Source organism: Microbacterium sp. ABR10 (assembly GCF_057812175.1).
The window spans coordinates 276,861-291,449 of record NZ_CM173821.1 but is presented as its reverse complement, the minus strand read 5'-3'; the positions used below and the strand labels follow the sequence as shown (position 1 = coordinate 291,449).

The following is a 14,589-nucleotide window of genomic DNA, read 5'->3' as shown; positions in this document are numbered from 1 at the left end:
CAACGGCGAAGAGCGGGTCCGGAGACACCCCGATAAGCCCCCGGACCCTGCCTGTCACCGCCCCGCGTCGAGGCGGTCGCTCACGAACCGACGACCCGCCGCCCGAGCACGCGCACCACGAGCCCCGCGACCGCGGCGCCCGCGAGCGGGGCGACGATGAACACCCACAGCTGCGACACCGGGAGCGCGCCGCCGTAGACGGCCGTGGCGATGGAGCGCGCCGGGTTCACGCTGGTGTTGCTGATCGGGATGCTGATGAGGTGGATCAGGGTCAGCGTCAGACCGATGCCGATCGGCGCGAAGGTCGCGTACTCCTTCTTCGCCGTGACCGACAGGATCACCGCGATGAAGATTCCCGTGAGGATCGCCTCGGCGACGAAGACCGCGGCCAGTCCGTAGCCGCCCGGGCTCCCCTCACCGAAGCCGTTCGAGGCGAAGCCGGCCTGCTGCGCGGTCGAGAATCCGTCGGGGCGCCCGCTCAGCACGAGAGCGATGACGCTCGTCGCCAGGATGCCGCCGACGAGCTGCGACAAGATGTAGCCGGGGACGTGACGCGCGTCGGTACGACCGGCCACGAGGAGTCCGAGCGTGACCGCGGGATTGAAGTGACCACCGCTGATGTGGCCCACCGCCGCGATGCCGGCCACGAGCGTCAGCCCGAACGCCAGCGCGACGCCGAGGAAGCCGACGCCGGCCTGATTGTCGTCGGCACTGGGGAAGTTGGCGGCGAAGAGCGCAGTTCCCACCCCACCCAGAACCAGCAGGAACGTGCCGAAGGCCTCGGCGCCGTACCTCGCCATCGAAGACCACTGGCGTGCATCCTGCTGACGCTGCTCGACGGTCGAATCGGCGACCCGGACGGGTTCGCTTTTCGTCTCCTGCTTCTTCTTACCCATGGCGGTGGTGACTCCTTTCGATGGCCGGCCGAGCGCCGGCGTCGCCCTGTAGACGTCGGCGGACGGTCGATCGTCACGCGCGACGTGAGAGGCCGGACACTGCCGTCACCCGTTCAGCGTGGCGGTGTCGAACGGCGGCGCCGGCGGATTGACACCCGCGCCACCAGGGGGATATACGCCGTAAGCCTATTCGTCTCGATACATATCTGGGCGCGCTGCGCAACCCCCGCGTGACGAAAGGCAGGCCCGGTACGTCTTGATCCTGTAGGCGATCGCGCCGCCCCGGCACACCCGGGTAACCCCGTCGAAAAGGAACCGCTCATGGCTGACAACGCCACCACCCCCGCTGCGCAGAACGTCCCCCAGGCGGCATCCCGCGTCAACCGTCCGCTGTCCGGACGCGGCCAGGAGGCTCACGCCGCCGGCTCGACCCACATCGCCGACGGCGTCGTGGGTAAGGTCGCCGGTATCGCGGCCCGTGAGGTCACCGGCGTCTACGCCCTGGGCGGCGGCGGCGCCCGTGCGCTGGGCGCGATCCGCGACGCGATCAACGCCACCGACCTGACGCAGGGCGTCAAGGTCGAGGTCGGCGAGACCCAGGCCGCGGTCGACATCACCATCGTCGTCGAGTACGGCGCGCAGATCCAGGATGTCGCCGAGCAGGTCCGCTCGCGCGTCGCCGGTGCGATCAGCCACCTCGTCGGCCTCGAGGTCGTCGAGGTCAACGTCGACGTCAACGACGTGCACATCCCGGGCGACGACGACAACGACGACGACGACGAGAAGCGCGTCCGTTGACCCCCATCACCACCGGCGCACTCTTCGGACTCATCCTCGCGCTGAGCGCCCTGATCTTCGGCTTCGGGGGATTCGTCCTCGTCGCCCTGTTCATGGCGATCGGTGCGGTCGTCGCCCGCGTCGCCTCGGGTGAGCTCGACTTCCGCAACATCATCAACGCCTTCACGGGTCGGAGCACCTCGTGACCACCGTCACCCCCGTCCGGCCCGGCGACCGCACCGCGGTTGCCGGGCCCGGGCTGCCCCCGGGCCGGGTCGAGGTCGCCGACCGCGTCCTCGAAAAGACCGCGCAGCGGGTGGCGGCGGAGGTGATCGGGGTGGATGCCAAGGGCATCGACATCGACATCGCATCCGGTCGCGACAGCGCCGTGATCCGCGTTCGTTCGCCGTGGCCCATCCCCGCCCTCGACGACGCCGCGGCCGTCCGTGCTGCGACTCCCGTGCTCGAGGCGGCCACCGCTGCTCAGGGTGAGTTGCGGTCGCGTTTGACGCGCTTGTTCGGCCGTGAGATCTCGCGTGTGGACCTGACCATCTCGGGCGCTACCGCCCCCCAGCGAAAGCGAGTGCTGTGATGACTGACACCGTGCTGCGCACCGTCGTGCGCCGCGAGACCCACTCGCCCCGCACCGTGGCCATGCTCGTGGTGGTCGTGCTGCTGCTGCTCGTCCTGGCGTACGCCGCGGTCGAGATCATCCTGAACCTCGTCGGAGCGCAGCCGCTGCTGGTCGCCCCCGGCGCGGCTCTGAACGCCGTCGTCACAGCTCCCACCGCGCTGATGCCGGTGGCGTTCATCGTCGGCGGCATCGTGCTGGCCGTCCTGGGTCTGCTCGTGCTCGTCCTGGCCCTCAAGCCGGGCCGCCTGTCGCGTCACGAGATGGAGTGGGGTGAGCGTGCCGTCGTCGTCGACAACGGCGTCGTGGCCTCCGCCATCGCCCAGCACCTCAGCAACGAGTCCGGCATCGCCCGTGACGACATCGTGGTGGGCGTCGCCCACCGCTCGGTCGATGTGACCGTGCGTCCGCCGGTCGGCATCCCGGTCGATGAGGCGCAGCTGCGCCGCATCGTCGACGAAGAAGTTTCGGCTTACAAGCTGACGCCCGCCGTGCGTTCCCACGTGCGCATGGAGCGTCCCGACACCAAGGAGTCCCGATGAATGCGACGCGTCGCGGTCTGAACCGCTTCGTCCTCTTCCTCGTCGCCGTGGTGCTGCTGGCCGCGGGCGCCCTCGCCCTCGCCGTGGGCCTGGTGCCCGGCGGGACCGACACCTGGACCACCGTCATGGGCGGATTCCAGGGCTGGGTCGAATCCCTCGGACGCGACTCCGCCGGATGGGGTGCCGTCGCCGCCTTCGTGGTGCTGGCGATCATCCTCATCGTCATCGCCTCCTCCGCCGTCCGCGGACGGCGCCACGCGCCCTTGCAGTCCACCGGCAGCGCCAGCGCCGAGGGCCGCATCACGGTCACCGACGGTTTCGCCTCCGAGGCGCTGAAGAACGCCCTCGCCGAGCGCGACGAGATCCTCTCCTCCCGCGTCACCGCCGGGGAGATCAACCGGGAGTCGGTGCTGCACGTCGCGGTCACCCCGCGCCAGAACACCTCACCCCGCCAGGTCGCCGAGCACGTAGACACCCTCGTCACCAACCTCGCCGCCCTCACCGGACAGAACCTCCGCGCCTACATCTCCATCCACACGGGTCTGCGCGCCAAACTCGCACGCGACAACACCCGCGTGCAATGACAGGACACGACATGACGAACGATTCGATCTCGACTCTCTCGACGGCATCGCAGCCCGTTCCGGTGGACCTCGCCCGCGCGGTCGCAGACGCCGTCGCGCACGTCGAGGGCGTTCACGCGCTCGGCAGCCTGGTCGAGCGCGCCTCCGACGCGGTGCGTCAGCGCGTCGGGCTCGCGGCCGGCGTCGCCGGTGTCACGGTCGACCGGAGCCGGGATGGACGAGTCACCAGCGCGGTGTCGATCATCGTCGACTACCCGCACAAGCTGCACGAGGTCACCGACGCGGTGCGCGCCGCGGCACGACACGCCCTCGACGGACTCGGCTTGGGTCGCGTCGACGTCGACGTCACGGTGACCGGCGTATGGGGTCCCTTCGACACTGATCCGGTCGCCGAGGCCGAGGAGGCTCTCGACGACGACGCCGGTGCGGCGTCCGACGCCGCGGCCGGGTCCACGGACGCGGACGACGCGGAAGGCACCGACGTCGACGAGCGGAACAGCGCGGATACGGATACTCGCGCCGAACGCCGCCGACGCTCCGAGCCCGTCAGGGCGTCCGAGAGCGCGGCCGCGTCCGCACCCTCGTCCGCGGATCACGACGCGCAGGACGCCGTCGCCGACGCGCTGGCCGACGTCGCCGACACGGTGGCGCACGCCGCGGAAGAACTTCGGGCTCGTCCCGACTCTCCCCGCCCCTGAGCAACCGGATCGACGCGGGCGCTCACCGCGCGCCGCGCGATCCGGGCGTACCGCGACCACCCCGGCGCAGCGGCTCAGCGCACGCGCCGCGCGACCTCCGCGAGGGCCTCGGCGAACGACTCCTCGGCGCCCTCGCGGCCGCCCGACAGATTCACGCCGACGACACCGGGAAGCGCGAGCATCTCTTCGGCGAGCGCGACGGCGAGCGCGATCCCCTCGGCCCGCGGGTTGCGCGCGTCGCGGATGCGACCGAGGAACCCGTCGGGCAGCACGAGCGTGGTGAACGACTCCAGCAGGTCGGCCGAGGCCCCGTCGACGACGACCGGGATGCACGGGATGAACAGGATGCCGTCGCCCACCTCGTCGATGAACCGGCGCACGGGCTCCGCACCGCCGGCGTGATTGACGAAGCAGACATCGGCTCCGGCGCGCAGCTTCTCGCGCAGGCGCGCCGCGCGCCGCTCGACGGGAGGAGCCGCGGGCGATGCCGCGACCGAGACGACGTGACCCGCCGCGCGCGCCAGCGCCGTGGCTTCGGTGGAGTCGAGGTCGAACACGGGAGCGGCGTCGGGCCGGTGCCCCGTGCGGGTGTGATCGCCGGTCACGCAGTGCACCCCGGCCACTCCCTCGACGGCGAGAGCTGCGAGCTCGCCCTCGATCGCGACGCGATTGCGGTCGCGCATGTTGAGCCCTGTCCACACCCGCAGCCCTCGGCGCTGGAGCAGGTGCGCGCGGTACGCGGGTGGGAACTGCACCCGGGCGCTTCCCGCGTCACCGGCGAGGACGGCATCCACCTCGCAAGACAGCACGGCGGCGCACGCGTCGATGGATGCCACGCTCAGCGCCCGCGCGGGAAGGTCGGCGACGATCCACGGGCGCGTGCCGAGGGAGGCGAGAGTCTCCGCGGCGGCAGCGGTCCGGCGCCCCGGATCGACGGGGGTCGTCCGATCGATCCCCGTCCACGGCACGGTCCGCCGCGGAAGGAACGTGCAGCGATGCGCGGCGTCGATCTCGCATGAGCCGTCGAAACCGACACCGCCGCAGGGGCCGTACTCCATGCGCTTGGGGCACGCGTCGATCAGGGGCAGCAGGGTCATGTCGGGAGTGTAGGGAGAACGTGTTTCCGCCGATGTTCATGGCGGCAACATCGTGGAAACGCGCACTCCATACGCTCGGCAGTACCCGCAGCCTCTCGGAGGTCACCATGATCACAGCCGGTACGTCTTTCGGTTCCGACGTCGACGACATCGACGCGCTCGTCGAGGACCCTCTCGCACTGCTGCTGAGCTGGCTCCCCGCTCACGACAGCGAGCTGCGCCCGCTCGCGGCGCTCTCGACCATCGGTCGCGACGGCATCCCCTCGCTCCGGCACGTCCTCGTGAGCGACCGGGATGCCACGGGTCTGTACTTCCACACCGACTCCGCCAGCGAGAAGGTCGCGGAGATCGCCGCGAACCCCGTCGCCGCCCTGTCGGTGGCCTGGCCCGAGGTGGGTCGGCAGCTGGTGGTGCGGGGTATCGTCGAGCGCGTGAGCAACGCCTCCGCCGCCGAGGTCTACCGTCAGCGGTCGCGGTATCTGCAGCTGCTGGCGTGGCTCAACACGAACGACAACGCCCGCCTGCCGGCGTACGACCGCCGGCACCTGTGGGCCGAGTTCGACGAGGCGCACCCGACGCTCGATCCTCCCGAGCGCTGGACCGGGTTCCGGGTCCGCCCCCTGACGCTGTCGTTCTGGCGCGGCGACCTGCTCGGTCAGAGCGTTCGACAGCAGTACACGCTCACCGACGGCCGCTGGTCGGGACGGATCCTGGCGGGCTGACGCATGGATATCACCACCGTCACCTCGTTCCGCTCCGCCCGCACGCGCGACGACCTCACCCTCGGCCCCGGTGAAGTCGTCATCGCCGGGGGGACCTGGCTCATGAGCGAGCCGCAGCCCGGAACGACCGGGTTCGTCGACCTGACGACCCTCGGCTGGCCCGACATCGAGATCACCGACGAGGGCCTGCGCATCGGCGCGACCTGCACCATCGCGCGCCTGCTCGCGTGGGTCGAGCGCGACGCGCCCGCTGCGTGGACCTCGCTCTCGCTCGCCCGTCCCTCCGCTGATGCGCTGCTGGCATCCTTCAAGATCTGGAACACCGCCACCGTCGGCGGGAACGTCTGCCAGGCATTCGCCGCGGGGGCGATGATCGCGATGCTCTCGACCCTGGATGCCACGGCGCTGATCTGGACGCCCGACGGCGGCGAACGGCGGATCGCGGTCGCCGACCTCGTCATCGACAACGCCGCGACATCCCTCGCCCCCGGCGAAGTGGTGCGCGCCCTCGACATCCCGGCCCACGCCCTCCGCGCCCGCGTCGGCCTACACAAGATCGCCCTGGCCGAGCTCGGCCGATCGGGCGCGGTCGTCACCGCCCGGGTCGATCCCGACGGCGCCGCCGTGTTCGTGGTGACCGCGGCGGTGCGCCGGCCCCGGGTCCTCCGCTTCGGGCGCATCCCCGGCGCGGGCGAGCTGCGGGATGCCGTGGCCAGCGCCACCGACTTCTACACCGACCCGCTGGGCAGCGCCGACTGGCGTCGCGGCGTGAGCATGGTGCTCGCGGAGCGGGTGCGCCAGGGTCTGGCGCGGGAACTGCAGGAGGGCGCCGCGTGAGACGAGCTCCGTCGCATCGATGCGACACGGCATCCGGGAACGACGGCCGGGAGGACGCGGCGTGAGATTCGAGGTCAACGGCATCCCCATCGACGCGGAGCCGAGGCCGGGCCAGAGCGCGCGCACGCTCCTGCGCGAGACGGGCCATGTCGAGGTGAAGAAGGGGTGCGACGCGGGCGACTGCGGCGCGTGCGCGGTGCTGCTCGACGGCGCGCCGACCCACTCGTGCATCATCCCGGCGATGCGCCTGGACGGCCGCGCGATCACCACCGCGGCGGGACTCGCACCGGGCGACGAGCTTCATCCCGTGCAGGAGGCTCTGGCGAGCGGTTTCGGTTTCCAGTGCGGTTTCTGCTCGCCGGGGATGAGCGTGACCGCGTCCACCCTGGACCCCGCCGACCTCGACGATCTCGACCGCCGCATGAAGGGCAACCTCTGCCGCTGCACGGGCTACCGCCCGATCCGCGAGGCGATCCGGGCGTCGGTGCTGGGTCCGGTTCGCGAGACCGGGGCGGGGTGCGCGACGGATGCCGCCGACCCGGCCGATACCCGCACCGCGGACTCGACCGGCACCCGCACCTCCGGACCGGCCGATGTGGGCGGTGCCGGGGCCTGCGGCGGCGGCTGCGGCGGGCATGACGCGTCTGAGCTCTCGGTGATTCCTCGCACACCTCCTGCAGATCTGCAGGAGCCGGGCCCGCTCGACGCAGCCGCCGCCGGCCGCGTCGGCACTTCGACGATTCCCGAGGCGGCACGGCGCATCGTCCAGGGCCGCGAACCTTTCACGTTCGATGAGCCCGTGCCCGGCGGCCCGCCGCTCGTGCTGCGGGTGGTGGTCTCCCCTCACGCGCACGCGCGGATCGCGTCGATCGACACCGCGGCCGCCCTCGCGGTGCCGGGCGTCGTCGCGGTCTTCACCCACCGCGACGTGCCCGACGTGCGGTACTCGACGGGTCGCCACGAGCATCGCACCGACGATCCCGACGACACGCGCATGCTCGACGACGTCGTGCGCCACGTCGGTCAACGCGTGGTCGCAGTGGTCGGCGAGACGGCGGAGGCTGCGGATGCCGGATGCCGCGCGGTCGTCGTCGAGTACGACGTGCTGCCCGCGGTGTTCGACCCCGAGGAGGCACGCCGCCCGGGGGCCCCGCTGCTGCACCCCGACCGCACGCCCGCGGAACGGGTCATGGCGGCCGGGCGCAACGTCGTCGCGGGGTTCCACACCGGTCACGGCGGCGACATCGACGCCGCGCTCGCGGCGAGCCACACCACCGTCACCGGCGAGTGGCGGTCGTCCCGCGTCACCCACGCGGCGCTCGAGACGCACGGCGCCGTCGGGTGGCTCGACGACGACGGACGCCTCGTCATCCGATCGTCCACGCAGGTGCCCTTCCTCGCGCGCGACGAGCTCGCCCACATCTTCGGCCTCGAGCGCGATCGCGTCCGCGTGTTCGCCACGCGGGTCGGCGGGGGCTTCGGCGGGAAGCAGGAGCTGTTCACCGAAGACCTCACGGCGCTGGCCGTTCTGACGCTGGGACGCCCGGTGGCGTACGAGTTCTCGCGCACCGACCAGTTCGTGCGGGCGTCGCTGCGGCATCCGATGCGCGTGCGCGTGACCCTCGGATCGGATGCCGGGGGCACCCTCACCGCGATGAAGCTCGACGTGCTCAGCGATACCGGCGCGTACGGCAATCACGCGATCGGAGTGCTGTTCCACTCCTGCGCCGAGTCGACGACGCTGTACCGGGTGCCGGTGAAGTGGATCGACGCCGAAGCCGTCTACACGAACAACCCGCCGTCGGGGGCGTTCCGCGGGTACGGCCTCGGGCAGGTCGTGTTCGCCGTCGAGTCGGCGCTCGACGCGCTCGCCGTGGAGCTGGACATCGACCCGTTCGACCTGCGCCGCATCAACGCCGTGCGCGAGGGCGACCCGCTGCACCCCGACGACGACAAGTACGAGGAAGACCTGATCTGGGGCAGTTACGGCCTCGACCAGTGCCTCGACCTCGCCGAGGGCGCCCTGCGTCGCGGCAATGGGGTCGACGCCCCCGACGGCTGGCTCGTCGGTGAGGGGATGGCGGCGTCGATGATCGCGACGATGGCCCCCCGGGGGCACATCGCGCACACCACCGCGACCCTGCGTCCCGACGGCACGTACCTGCTGCGAGTCGGTACGGCCGAGTTCGGAAACGGCACCTCGACCGTGCACCGCCAGATCGCCGCGACCGTGCTGGACGCCCCCCTCGACCGTCTCGAGCTGTGGGCCGCCGACACCGACGCGGTGCGGCACGACACCGGCGCCTTCGCCTCCGCCGGCACGGTCGTGGCCGGCAAGGCTCTCTTCGGCGCGTGCACGGCTCTGCGGCGGCGGATGGTCGAGATCGCGACCGAACTGGTGGGAGGGGATGCCACGGGGCTCGCGACATCCGACACCGGCGGCGGCTCGGGAGATGCGGCATCCGGGACGGCGGGCGGCGACGCGGGCGAGACACCGGCGGTGGTACACGGCGACGCGGGGGCTGCGGCATCCGGGACGGGCGAGACACCGGCGGTGCGCGGCGACGCGGGGGCTGCGGCATCCGGGACCGGGAACCTCGGCGCGGAACTCGTGGCATCCGGAGTCCGCGTGGGGGACGAGATCGTGACGTGGGAGCGGATCATCGCCGCGGCCCCCGCCGGGTATCTGACCTCCGACGGGCTGACCGCCGACGGCGCGGAGTTCGGCGACTTCCGCTCGCTCGCCTTCAACGTGCACGCGGCGCGCGTGGCCGTCGACCCCGAGACGGGCACGGTGAAGGTTCTCCAGTCGATCCAGTCCGCCGACGCCGGCGTCGTCATCAACCCCGCGCAGTGCCGCGGGCAGATCGAGGGCGGCGCGGCCCAGGGCCTCGGCGGGGCGCTGTACGAAGAGGTGTACGTCGAGGACGGGGTGGTGCAGAACCCGGTGTTCCGCACGTATCGTGTGCCCCAGTTCGCGGACGTGCCCGACACAGAGGTGTACTTCGCCGAGACCGACGACACGCTGGGTCCGTTCGGGGCGAAATCGATGAGCGAGTCGCCCTACAACCCGGTGGGAGCGGCGATCGGCAACGCCGTGTCGCGGGCTCTCGGGCGCCGGGGGTACGAGCTGCCGTTCTCGCGCGACCGGGTGTGGAGGTTGGCCGGCGGGGAGTGAGCGCGGCCCCGCCGCACGGCCGGGGCCGCGCCTTGCGGTTCGGGGCACGTTTCGCGCACTGGGGCGCGAAAAACTCGCCCCGACAACACGAACCACGCCCCAAACGCCGGCCCGCGCTCGCCCACACCCTGCGGCTCCGGTGGGGGCTGCGGCTCCGGTGGGGGGCGTGTTTCGCGCTCCGGGGCGTGCGACACCCCGGCCCGAAGGGCAGATTCCGACCCCGAGGGGCGCCACCCGCCCCGAACACGGGCACGCCTCTCCGCGGGTTGTGGGGCTGACACGGCCCCTCCCTGCGGTCAGAGCGGCGTCGCGCCGCCCCGCACGACGATGCCGCCGGATGCCGGGACTTCGACCTCCAGCACGCTCGGCCGGCCGATGTGCCGCCCCTGCCGCACCGTGAAGCCGAACGGAGCGGGAACGCCGACGCGGTCGCGCAGGTACGCCCCCAGCGAGGCGGCGGCGGAGCCGGTGGCGGGGTCTTCGGTGATGTCGCCGACGGGGAAGAGGTTGCGGGCCTCAGCGACGAGGCCGTCGGCGATACCGCCCGCGACGTGCACCACGATGACGGTGCCCTTCCATCCGCGTTCGTCGAGGAGTTCTCGCATCGCACCGGGATCGAAGGCGAACGTGTCGAACACCTCGCGCGCGGTCACGGCGACGACCGGATGCAGGTTGCCGGCGAAGGACTGTGCGAGCGGCATCCGCTCGTCCAGGTCGGCGCGGGTCAGGCCCATCAGGCCGAGCAGGCGGTCGGCCACCTCGGGCTCCAGGTCGATGACGCGCGGCTCGACGCTGGTGAAACCGGCGACCATGGCACCCTCGGCGTCACGCTCGGTGACGACGTCGACGGCGCCCGCGGCGGTGTCGAAGACGTAGCTGCCGGCGCCCTCGATCTCCGCAAGCGCCACCGCCGTCGCGATGGTGGCGTGTCCGCAGAAGGGCACCTCGTCGTCGGGCGAGAAGTACCGCACGGCGACGCGGTCACCTTCGCGCGCGGTCACGAACGCCGTCTCGGGGTGGCCGAGGTCGGCCGCGATGCGCTGCATCTGCGCGTCGTCGAGCGAGGTGGCGTCCAGGACGACACCCGCGGGATTGCCGCCCCCGGGTTCGGCGGCGAAGGCGAGCATCTGCAGGATGCCGGGGGTGTCGGTCATGCCACGATTCTCGCGCAGCGCCGGTGGTCGTCTGAGAGCCAGTCCCGGGTGAGTGGCTCGGTCGCCGCTCTCGGGGTTCCTTGCCAACGGGCCGAACCCCGACTCCTATGATGCCTACATGCGAGTCCTCCTGCTCTCCCGCGGTGTCGGGGCCGTGGCCCACTTTCTCTCTCCAGCGACCGCCATCACGCGCCGTCCGCTCCGCATCGGTTACCTGGATGACGCGCAGGCGGGGTACGCCGGGGCGCCCTTCGTACGGACGGAGTACGCCGAAGCGCTCGATTTGGGCCACACGCTCGTGCGGATCACGGTGAGAGACCTTCCCGCCCCCGAGATCGACCGAGCACTGGCGGAACTCGACGCGGTGTACGTAGCGAGCGGAAGCACGTTCGCCCTCCTCGAGGCGCTGCGAACCTCTGGAGCCGACCGGATCCTGGTCGACCGCGTGCGAGCGGGACTCCCCTACATCGGCTCCAGCGCGGGCTCGATCGTGGCCGGTCCGGACATCACTCCCGCATCGCTGATGGACGATCCCGCAGATGGCCCCGCGCTCACGAGCTTCACCGGACTCCGGCTGGTCGACCACACCGTGATCCCGCACGCCGACGGGAAGCTCCCGCCCTACCCACCCGAATTGATCGCACGGACGGTCGATCTGTACGGCGGCGACTACCCACTGATTCCGCTCCGCGACGATCAAGCGCTGCTGGTCACCGACGGGCAGGAGCGAGTGGTCGACTCAGGACCCGTCGGGCTTGCACCGAAAGCGCCCACCCGCGAGCAGTAGGACCGCCGCGAATCGGGTGATGTTCGCACAGCACGCGATCACAGGGCCGCCTCAGCGCGGCTCCGCCCCCAGGTGCAGCACCGCCTCGGCGAGCGCCCGCAGCCCTGCGGCGACGTCGGCACCGGTCACCGCCTCGTCGGGGTGGTGGCTGATGCCGTCGGGGTTGCGCAGGAACAGCATTCCCACCTCGGTGATGGCCCCGATCGCCATCGCATCGTGTCCGGCGCGGCTGAACAGGGTCGGCGCCTCGCCGCCGATGCCGGCGCGCACCACGTCCTGCAGCAGCGGGGCGCAGAACACGGCCGGCGCGCTGTGCACCTCGCGGGCCTGCCAGCGGAGCCCGCGGCGGCCCATGATGGCATCCAGTTCGCGGGAGATCTCGTCCCACGTGTGGTCGCGGGTGGCGTCGAACTCGCCGCGGAGGTCGAGCGAGAAGTGCGCCTCGCCGGGGACGACGTTCACCGCGCCGGGGAACGCCTCGAGCTGGCCGACCGTGCCGATGATGTGATGCTCTCCGCGGCAGATGCGCTCCACCGCGAGGGCCGCTTCGCTCGCACCGAGCAGGGCGTCGCGGCGCATGTCGTAGGGGGTGCCGCCAGCGTGCCGTGCCTCGCCCTCGACGATGAGCTGGAAGCGCCGGGCCGAGGCGATCGACGACACCGCCGCGAGCGCTCGGCCGCTACGGTGCAGCTCCGGTCCCTGCTCGATGTGCGCCTCCAGGTAGGCGACGAGCTCGTCGGGGTGTCGGGCGGCCTCGCCGACGCGGCCCGGGTCGAGCCCGAACTCGCGGAAGGCCTGCCGCAGCGTGTAGCCGTCGGCATCCGTCAGGTCCCACCACGACGCGTCCCACTGTCCGGCGACCGCCGAGGATCCGAGGAGGGCTTTGCCGAAGCGCGTGCCCTCCTCGTCGCTGAAGGCGATGACCTCGAGCGCGAACGGGAAGGGACTGGATGCCGTGCCCTCGTCGTCGACCAGGCGGATGAGCCGCACGACCTCGAGGGCCATCAGCACCCCGACGATGCCGTCGAAGCGTCCGGCGTCGGGGACGGTGTCGAGATGCGAGCCCATCAGTAGCGCGGGGGCGTCGGGGGCTCCGGCCGGGGCGAGGCGTCCGACCTGGTTGCCCGCGGCATCCTGTCTCGTCGTCATGCCGAGTTCGCGCATCCACTCCGCGGCCAAGCGGTTGACGCGGGCGTGCTCGGGTGACAGGTACACGCGCGTGATGCTGCCCGGCGTCGCCGTGACCCGGGCGAGTTCTTCGCATCGCCCCATGACGCGGCGCGCCGCCGAGGCGATGCGCTCGGGCGCGACCTGCAGGCGGGTGGCGGTGGTCATGGTCGGGCTCCGCGGCCTGCGACTCGATGACTCACCGCGAATGACCGCGCGGCGCGCGACCCGGCGTGCGACGCGGCGTGCGTTCTCCCGACGTCGGCGACGGAGACCGAGGCGGGGGTGCGGCGCGTCATGCGCGCGCCGCCGCGTACACGCCCTGCGCGGCCTCGACGCCACCGCCGGGCGCAACCGTCGCGCCATGGCGACGCAGCACCGCCTCGAGCGCGGCGAGGGTGGTGAGCACGGCGTCGGTGCGGGCGTTGTACCCCATCGTGCCGATGCGCCACACGCGGCCGTGCAGCGGACCGAACGACGTGCCGATCTCGATGCCGAAGTCGCCCAGCAGCTCCGACCGCACGGCGTCTCCGACCACTCCCTCGGGGATCTCGACGGCGACGACGTTCGTCATCTTGTGAGCGACGTCGCCGAACACCGTCAGGCCCAGGCCCTCGACGCCGGCGAGCATCGCGTCGCCGTGCAACCGGTGCCGCGCGACCACGACATCGCGCCCCTCGAGCAGCAGAACGCGCGCGCACTCACGCGCGCCGTAGAGCATCGTCGTCGCCTCGGTGTGGTGGTTCAGACGGCGCGGTCCCCAGTAGTCCAGGATCATCGCGAGGTCGAAGTAGTTCGAGCGGATGAAGTCGGATGCCACGGCATCGCCCTCCTCGCGGATACCGGCCTCGACGCGGGCGCGCGAGCGCACCACCTCGACGGCCCGCTCCGAGAGGCTGATCGGCGCCGACCCGGACGGCCCGCCGAGGCACTTCTGCAGGCCCGCGGTGGCGGCATCCAGTCCCCAGTCATCCATCTCGAACGCGTTGCCGCCGAGGGAGGCCGTGGCGTCGGTGTAGAAGAGCGCGCCGTGCGCGCGGCAGATCTCGCCGATCTCGTCCAACGGCTGGAGCATCGTGGTCGAGGTGTCGCCCTGCACGCAGGCGACGAGGTGCGGCTTGACCCGCTCGACCGCCTCGCGGATCGCCGACACGGGGAAGACCTGACCCCACGGCACCTCGATCGTGTGCACTTCGGCGAGCGCGCGTTCGGCGATCTCGGCGAGCAGGTGCCCGAAGCGTCCGAAGACGGGCACGAGCACCCTGTCTCCCGGGCGGATGAGCGAGATCATGGCCGCCTCGATGCCGGCGCGACTCGTGCCGTCGATGAGCACCGTCGCGTCGTTGTCGGTGCCCCAGACCTGGCGGTACAGGTCTTGCGTCTCGTTCATCGTGGCAGTCATGAACGGGTCGTACTGTCCGACGAGCGGTGCCCCCATCGCGCGCAGCACGCTGGGGTACGCCGAGATGGGCCCGGGGCCCATCAGCAGTCGGGCGGGCGGGTCGATGGGGCCGGGGAG

Annotated in this window: 15 protein-coding genes; 10 read left to right on the top strand and 5 right to left on the bottom strand. The window is 71.9% G+C overall.

Annotated elements, in window-relative coordinates; translation table 11 throughout:
- Nucleotides 1–80: 80 nt before the first annotated feature.
- Nucleotides 81–896: an aquaporin Z gene (gene aqpZ, locus ACXKZF_RS01230; RefSeq protein ID WP_200936140.1), complete on the bottom strand. Its 816-nt coding sequence runs from the start codon at nucleotides 894–896 to the stop codon at nucleotides 81–83.
- Between the two features lie 321 nt (nucleotides 897–1,217).
- On the opposite strand from aqpZ, the gene ACXKZF_RS01225 reads away from it, so the two are divergent.
- The 6 genes from ACXKZF_RS01225 to ACXKZF_RS01200 are packed head-to-tail and all read left to right on the top strand — an operon-like array spanning nucleotide 1,218 to nucleotide 4,128.
- Nucleotides 1,218–1,694 (top strand): Asp23/Gls24 family envelope stress response protein, encoded by a 477-nt coding sequence (locus ACXKZF_RS01225; RefSeq protein ID WP_055959748.1) that lies wholly within the window; start codon nucleotides 1,218–1,220, stop codon nucleotides 1,692–1,694.
- Nucleotides 1,691–1,879, top strand: coding sequence for a DUF2273 domain-containing protein (locus tag ACXKZF_RS01220; protein ID WP_055959752.1), 189 nt, complete (start codon nucleotides 1,691–1,693; stop codon nucleotides 1,877–1,879). The genes ACXKZF_RS01225 and ACXKZF_RS01220 overlap by 4 nt, the downstream gene beginning before the upstream one ends.
- Nucleotides 1,876–2,265: a hypothetical protein gene (locus ACXKZF_RS01215; protein WP_488985150.1), complete on the top strand. Its 390-nt coding sequence runs from the start codon at nucleotides 1,876–1,878 to the stop codon at nucleotides 2,263–2,265. The genes ACXKZF_RS01220 and ACXKZF_RS01215 overlap by 4 nt, the downstream gene beginning before the upstream one ends.
- A complete protein-coding gene (locus ACXKZF_RS01210) occupies nucleotides 2,265–2,846 on the top strand; it encodes a DUF6286 domain-containing protein (protein WP_488985149.1) in 582 nt (193 codons plus the stop codon). Before ACXKZF_RS01215 ends, ACXKZF_RS01210 begins: the two co-directional genes overlap by 1 nt.
- On the top strand, nucleotides 2,843–3,430 hold the full coding sequence (locus ACXKZF_RS01205) for a hypothetical protein (protein WP_488985148.1): 588 nt from the start codon (nucleotides 2,843–2,845) through the stop codon (nucleotides 3,428–3,430). The genes ACXKZF_RS01210 and ACXKZF_RS01205 overlap by 4 nt, the downstream gene beginning before the upstream one ends.
- Before the next feature lie 11 nt (nucleotides 3,431–3,441).
- Nucleotides 3,442–4,128, top strand: a complete 687-nt coding sequence (locus ACXKZF_RS01200) for an Asp23/Gls24 family envelope stress response protein (protein WP_488985147.1) — start codon at nucleotides 3,442–3,444, stop codon at nucleotides 4,126–4,128.
- Between the two features lie 74 nt (nucleotides 4,129–4,202).
- On the opposite strand, the gene ACXKZF_RS01195 is transcribed toward ACXKZF_RS01200, so the two are convergent.
- Entirely contained in the window at nucleotides 4,203–5,225 is a 1,023-nt protein-coding gene (locus ACXKZF_RS01195; protein WP_488985146.1) for a methylenetetrahydrofolate reductase, read from the bottom strand.
- A gap of 107 nt (nucleotides 5,226–5,332) precedes the next feature.
- On the opposite strand from ACXKZF_RS01195, the gene ACXKZF_RS01190 reads away from it, so the two are divergent.
- From ACXKZF_RS01190 to ACXKZF_RS01180, 3 genes are all read left to right on the top strand, one after another.
- The gene (locus tag ACXKZF_RS01190; protein WP_488985145.1) at nucleotides 5,333–5,947 is read left to right on the top strand and encodes a pyridoxine/pyridoxamine 5'-phosphate oxidase; all 615 of its coding nucleotides are present in this window, start codon (nucleotides 5,333–5,335) and stop codon (nucleotides 5,945–5,947) included.
- A gap of 3 nt (nucleotides 5,948–5,950) precedes the next feature.
- Nucleotides 5,951–6,784: an FAD binding domain-containing protein gene (locus ACXKZF_RS01185; RefSeq protein ID WP_055959772.1), complete on the top strand. Its 834-nt coding sequence runs from the start codon at nucleotides 5,951–5,953 to the stop codon at nucleotides 6,782–6,784.
- 61 nt (nucleotides 6,785–6,845) lie between these two features.
- On the top strand, nucleotides 6,846–9,962 hold the full coding sequence (locus tag ACXKZF_RS01180; RefSeq protein ID WP_488985144.1) for a molybdopterin-dependent oxidoreductase: 3,117 nt from the start codon (nucleotides 6,846–6,848) through the stop codon (nucleotides 9,960–9,962).
- 296 nt (nucleotides 9,963–10,258) lie between these two features.
- Here the strand turns inward: ACXKZF_RS01180 and ACXKZF_RS01175 are convergent, their stop codons facing one another.
- Nucleotides 10,259–11,116, bottom strand: a complete 858-nt coding sequence (locus tag ACXKZF_RS01175) for a PhzF family phenazine biosynthesis protein (protein WP_488985143.1) — start codon at nucleotides 11,114–11,116, stop codon at nucleotides 10,259–10,261.
- Nucleotides 11,117–11,234: 118 nt separating this feature from the next.
- Here ACXKZF_RS01175 and ACXKZF_RS01170 point away from each other — a divergent pair, with 118 nt between their 5' ends.
- Nucleotides 11,235–11,903 (top strand): Type 1 glutamine amidotransferase-like domain-containing protein, encoded by a 669-nt coding sequence (locus tag ACXKZF_RS01170; protein ID WP_243224366.1) that lies wholly within the window; start codon nucleotides 11,235–11,237, stop codon nucleotides 11,901–11,903.
- Nucleotides 11,904–11,954: 51 nt separating this feature from the next.
- Here the strand turns inward: ACXKZF_RS01170 and ACXKZF_RS01165 are convergent, their stop codons facing one another.
- A complete protein-coding gene (locus tag ACXKZF_RS01165) occupies nucleotides 11,955–13,238 on the bottom strand; it encodes an allantoate amidohydrolase (RefSeq protein ID WP_488985142.1) in 1,284 nt (427 codons plus the stop codon).
- 127 nt (nucleotides 13,239–13,365) lie between these two features.
- Complete coding sequence (locus ACXKZF_RS01160; protein ID WP_488986022.1) at nucleotides 13,366–14,553, bottom strand: pyridoxal-phosphate-dependent aminotransferase family protein; 1,188 nt, start codon at nucleotides 14,551–14,553, stop codon at nucleotides 13,366–13,368.
- Nucleotides 14,554–14,589: the final 36 nt, after the last annotated feature.

Excerpts from the sequence above, each read along its gene's own strand:
- aqpZ (WP_200936140.1), bottom strand. The coding sequence starts at position 896 with ATGGGTAAGAAGAAGCAGGAGACGAAAAGCGAACCCGTCCGGGTCGCC.
- ACXKZF_RS01225 (WP_055959748.1), top strand. The coding sequence starts at position 1,218 with ATGGCTGACAACGCCACCACCCCCGCTGCGCAGAACGTCCCCCAGGCG.
- ACXKZF_RS01210 (WP_488985149.1), top strand. The coding sequence starts at position 2,265 with ATGACTGACACCGTGCTGCGCACCGTCGTGCGCCGCGAGACCCACTCG.
- ACXKZF_RS01205 (WP_488985148.1), top strand. The coding sequence starts at position 2,843 with ATGAATGCGACGCGTCGCGGTCTGAACCGCTTCGTCCTCTTCCTCGTC.
- ACXKZF_RS01200 (WP_488985147.1), top strand. The coding sequence starts at position 3,442 with ATGACGAACGATTCGATCTCGACTCTCTCGACGGCATCGCAGCCCGTT.
- ACXKZF_RS01195 (WP_488985146.1), bottom strand. The coding sequence starts at position 5,225 with ATGACCCTGCTGCCCCTGATCGACGCGTGCCCCAAGCGCATGGAGTAC.
- ACXKZF_RS01190 (WP_488985145.1), top strand. The coding sequence starts at position 5,333 with ATGATCACAGCCGGTACGTCTTTCGGTTCCGACGTCGACGACATCGAC.
- ACXKZF_RS01185 (WP_055959772.1), top strand. The coding sequence starts at position 5,951 with ATGGATATCACCACCGTCACCTCGTTCCGCTCCGCCCGCACGCGCGAC.
- ACXKZF_RS01175 (WP_488985143.1), bottom strand. The coding sequence starts at position 11,116 with ATGACCGACACCCCCGGCATCCTGCAGATGCTCGCCTTCGCCGCCGAA.
- ACXKZF_RS01170 (WP_243224366.1), top strand. The coding sequence starts at position 11,235 with ATGCGAGTCCTCCTGCTCTCCCGCGGTGTCGGGGCCGTGGCCCACTTT.
- ACXKZF_RS01165 (WP_488985142.1), bottom strand. The coding sequence starts at position 13,238 with ATGACCACCGCCACCCGCCTGCAGGTCGCGCCCGAGCGCATCGCCTCG.
- ACXKZF_RS01160 (WP_488986022.1), bottom strand. The coding sequence starts at position 14,553 with ATGGGCCCCGGGCCCATCTCGGCGTACCCCAGCGTGCTGCGCGCGATG.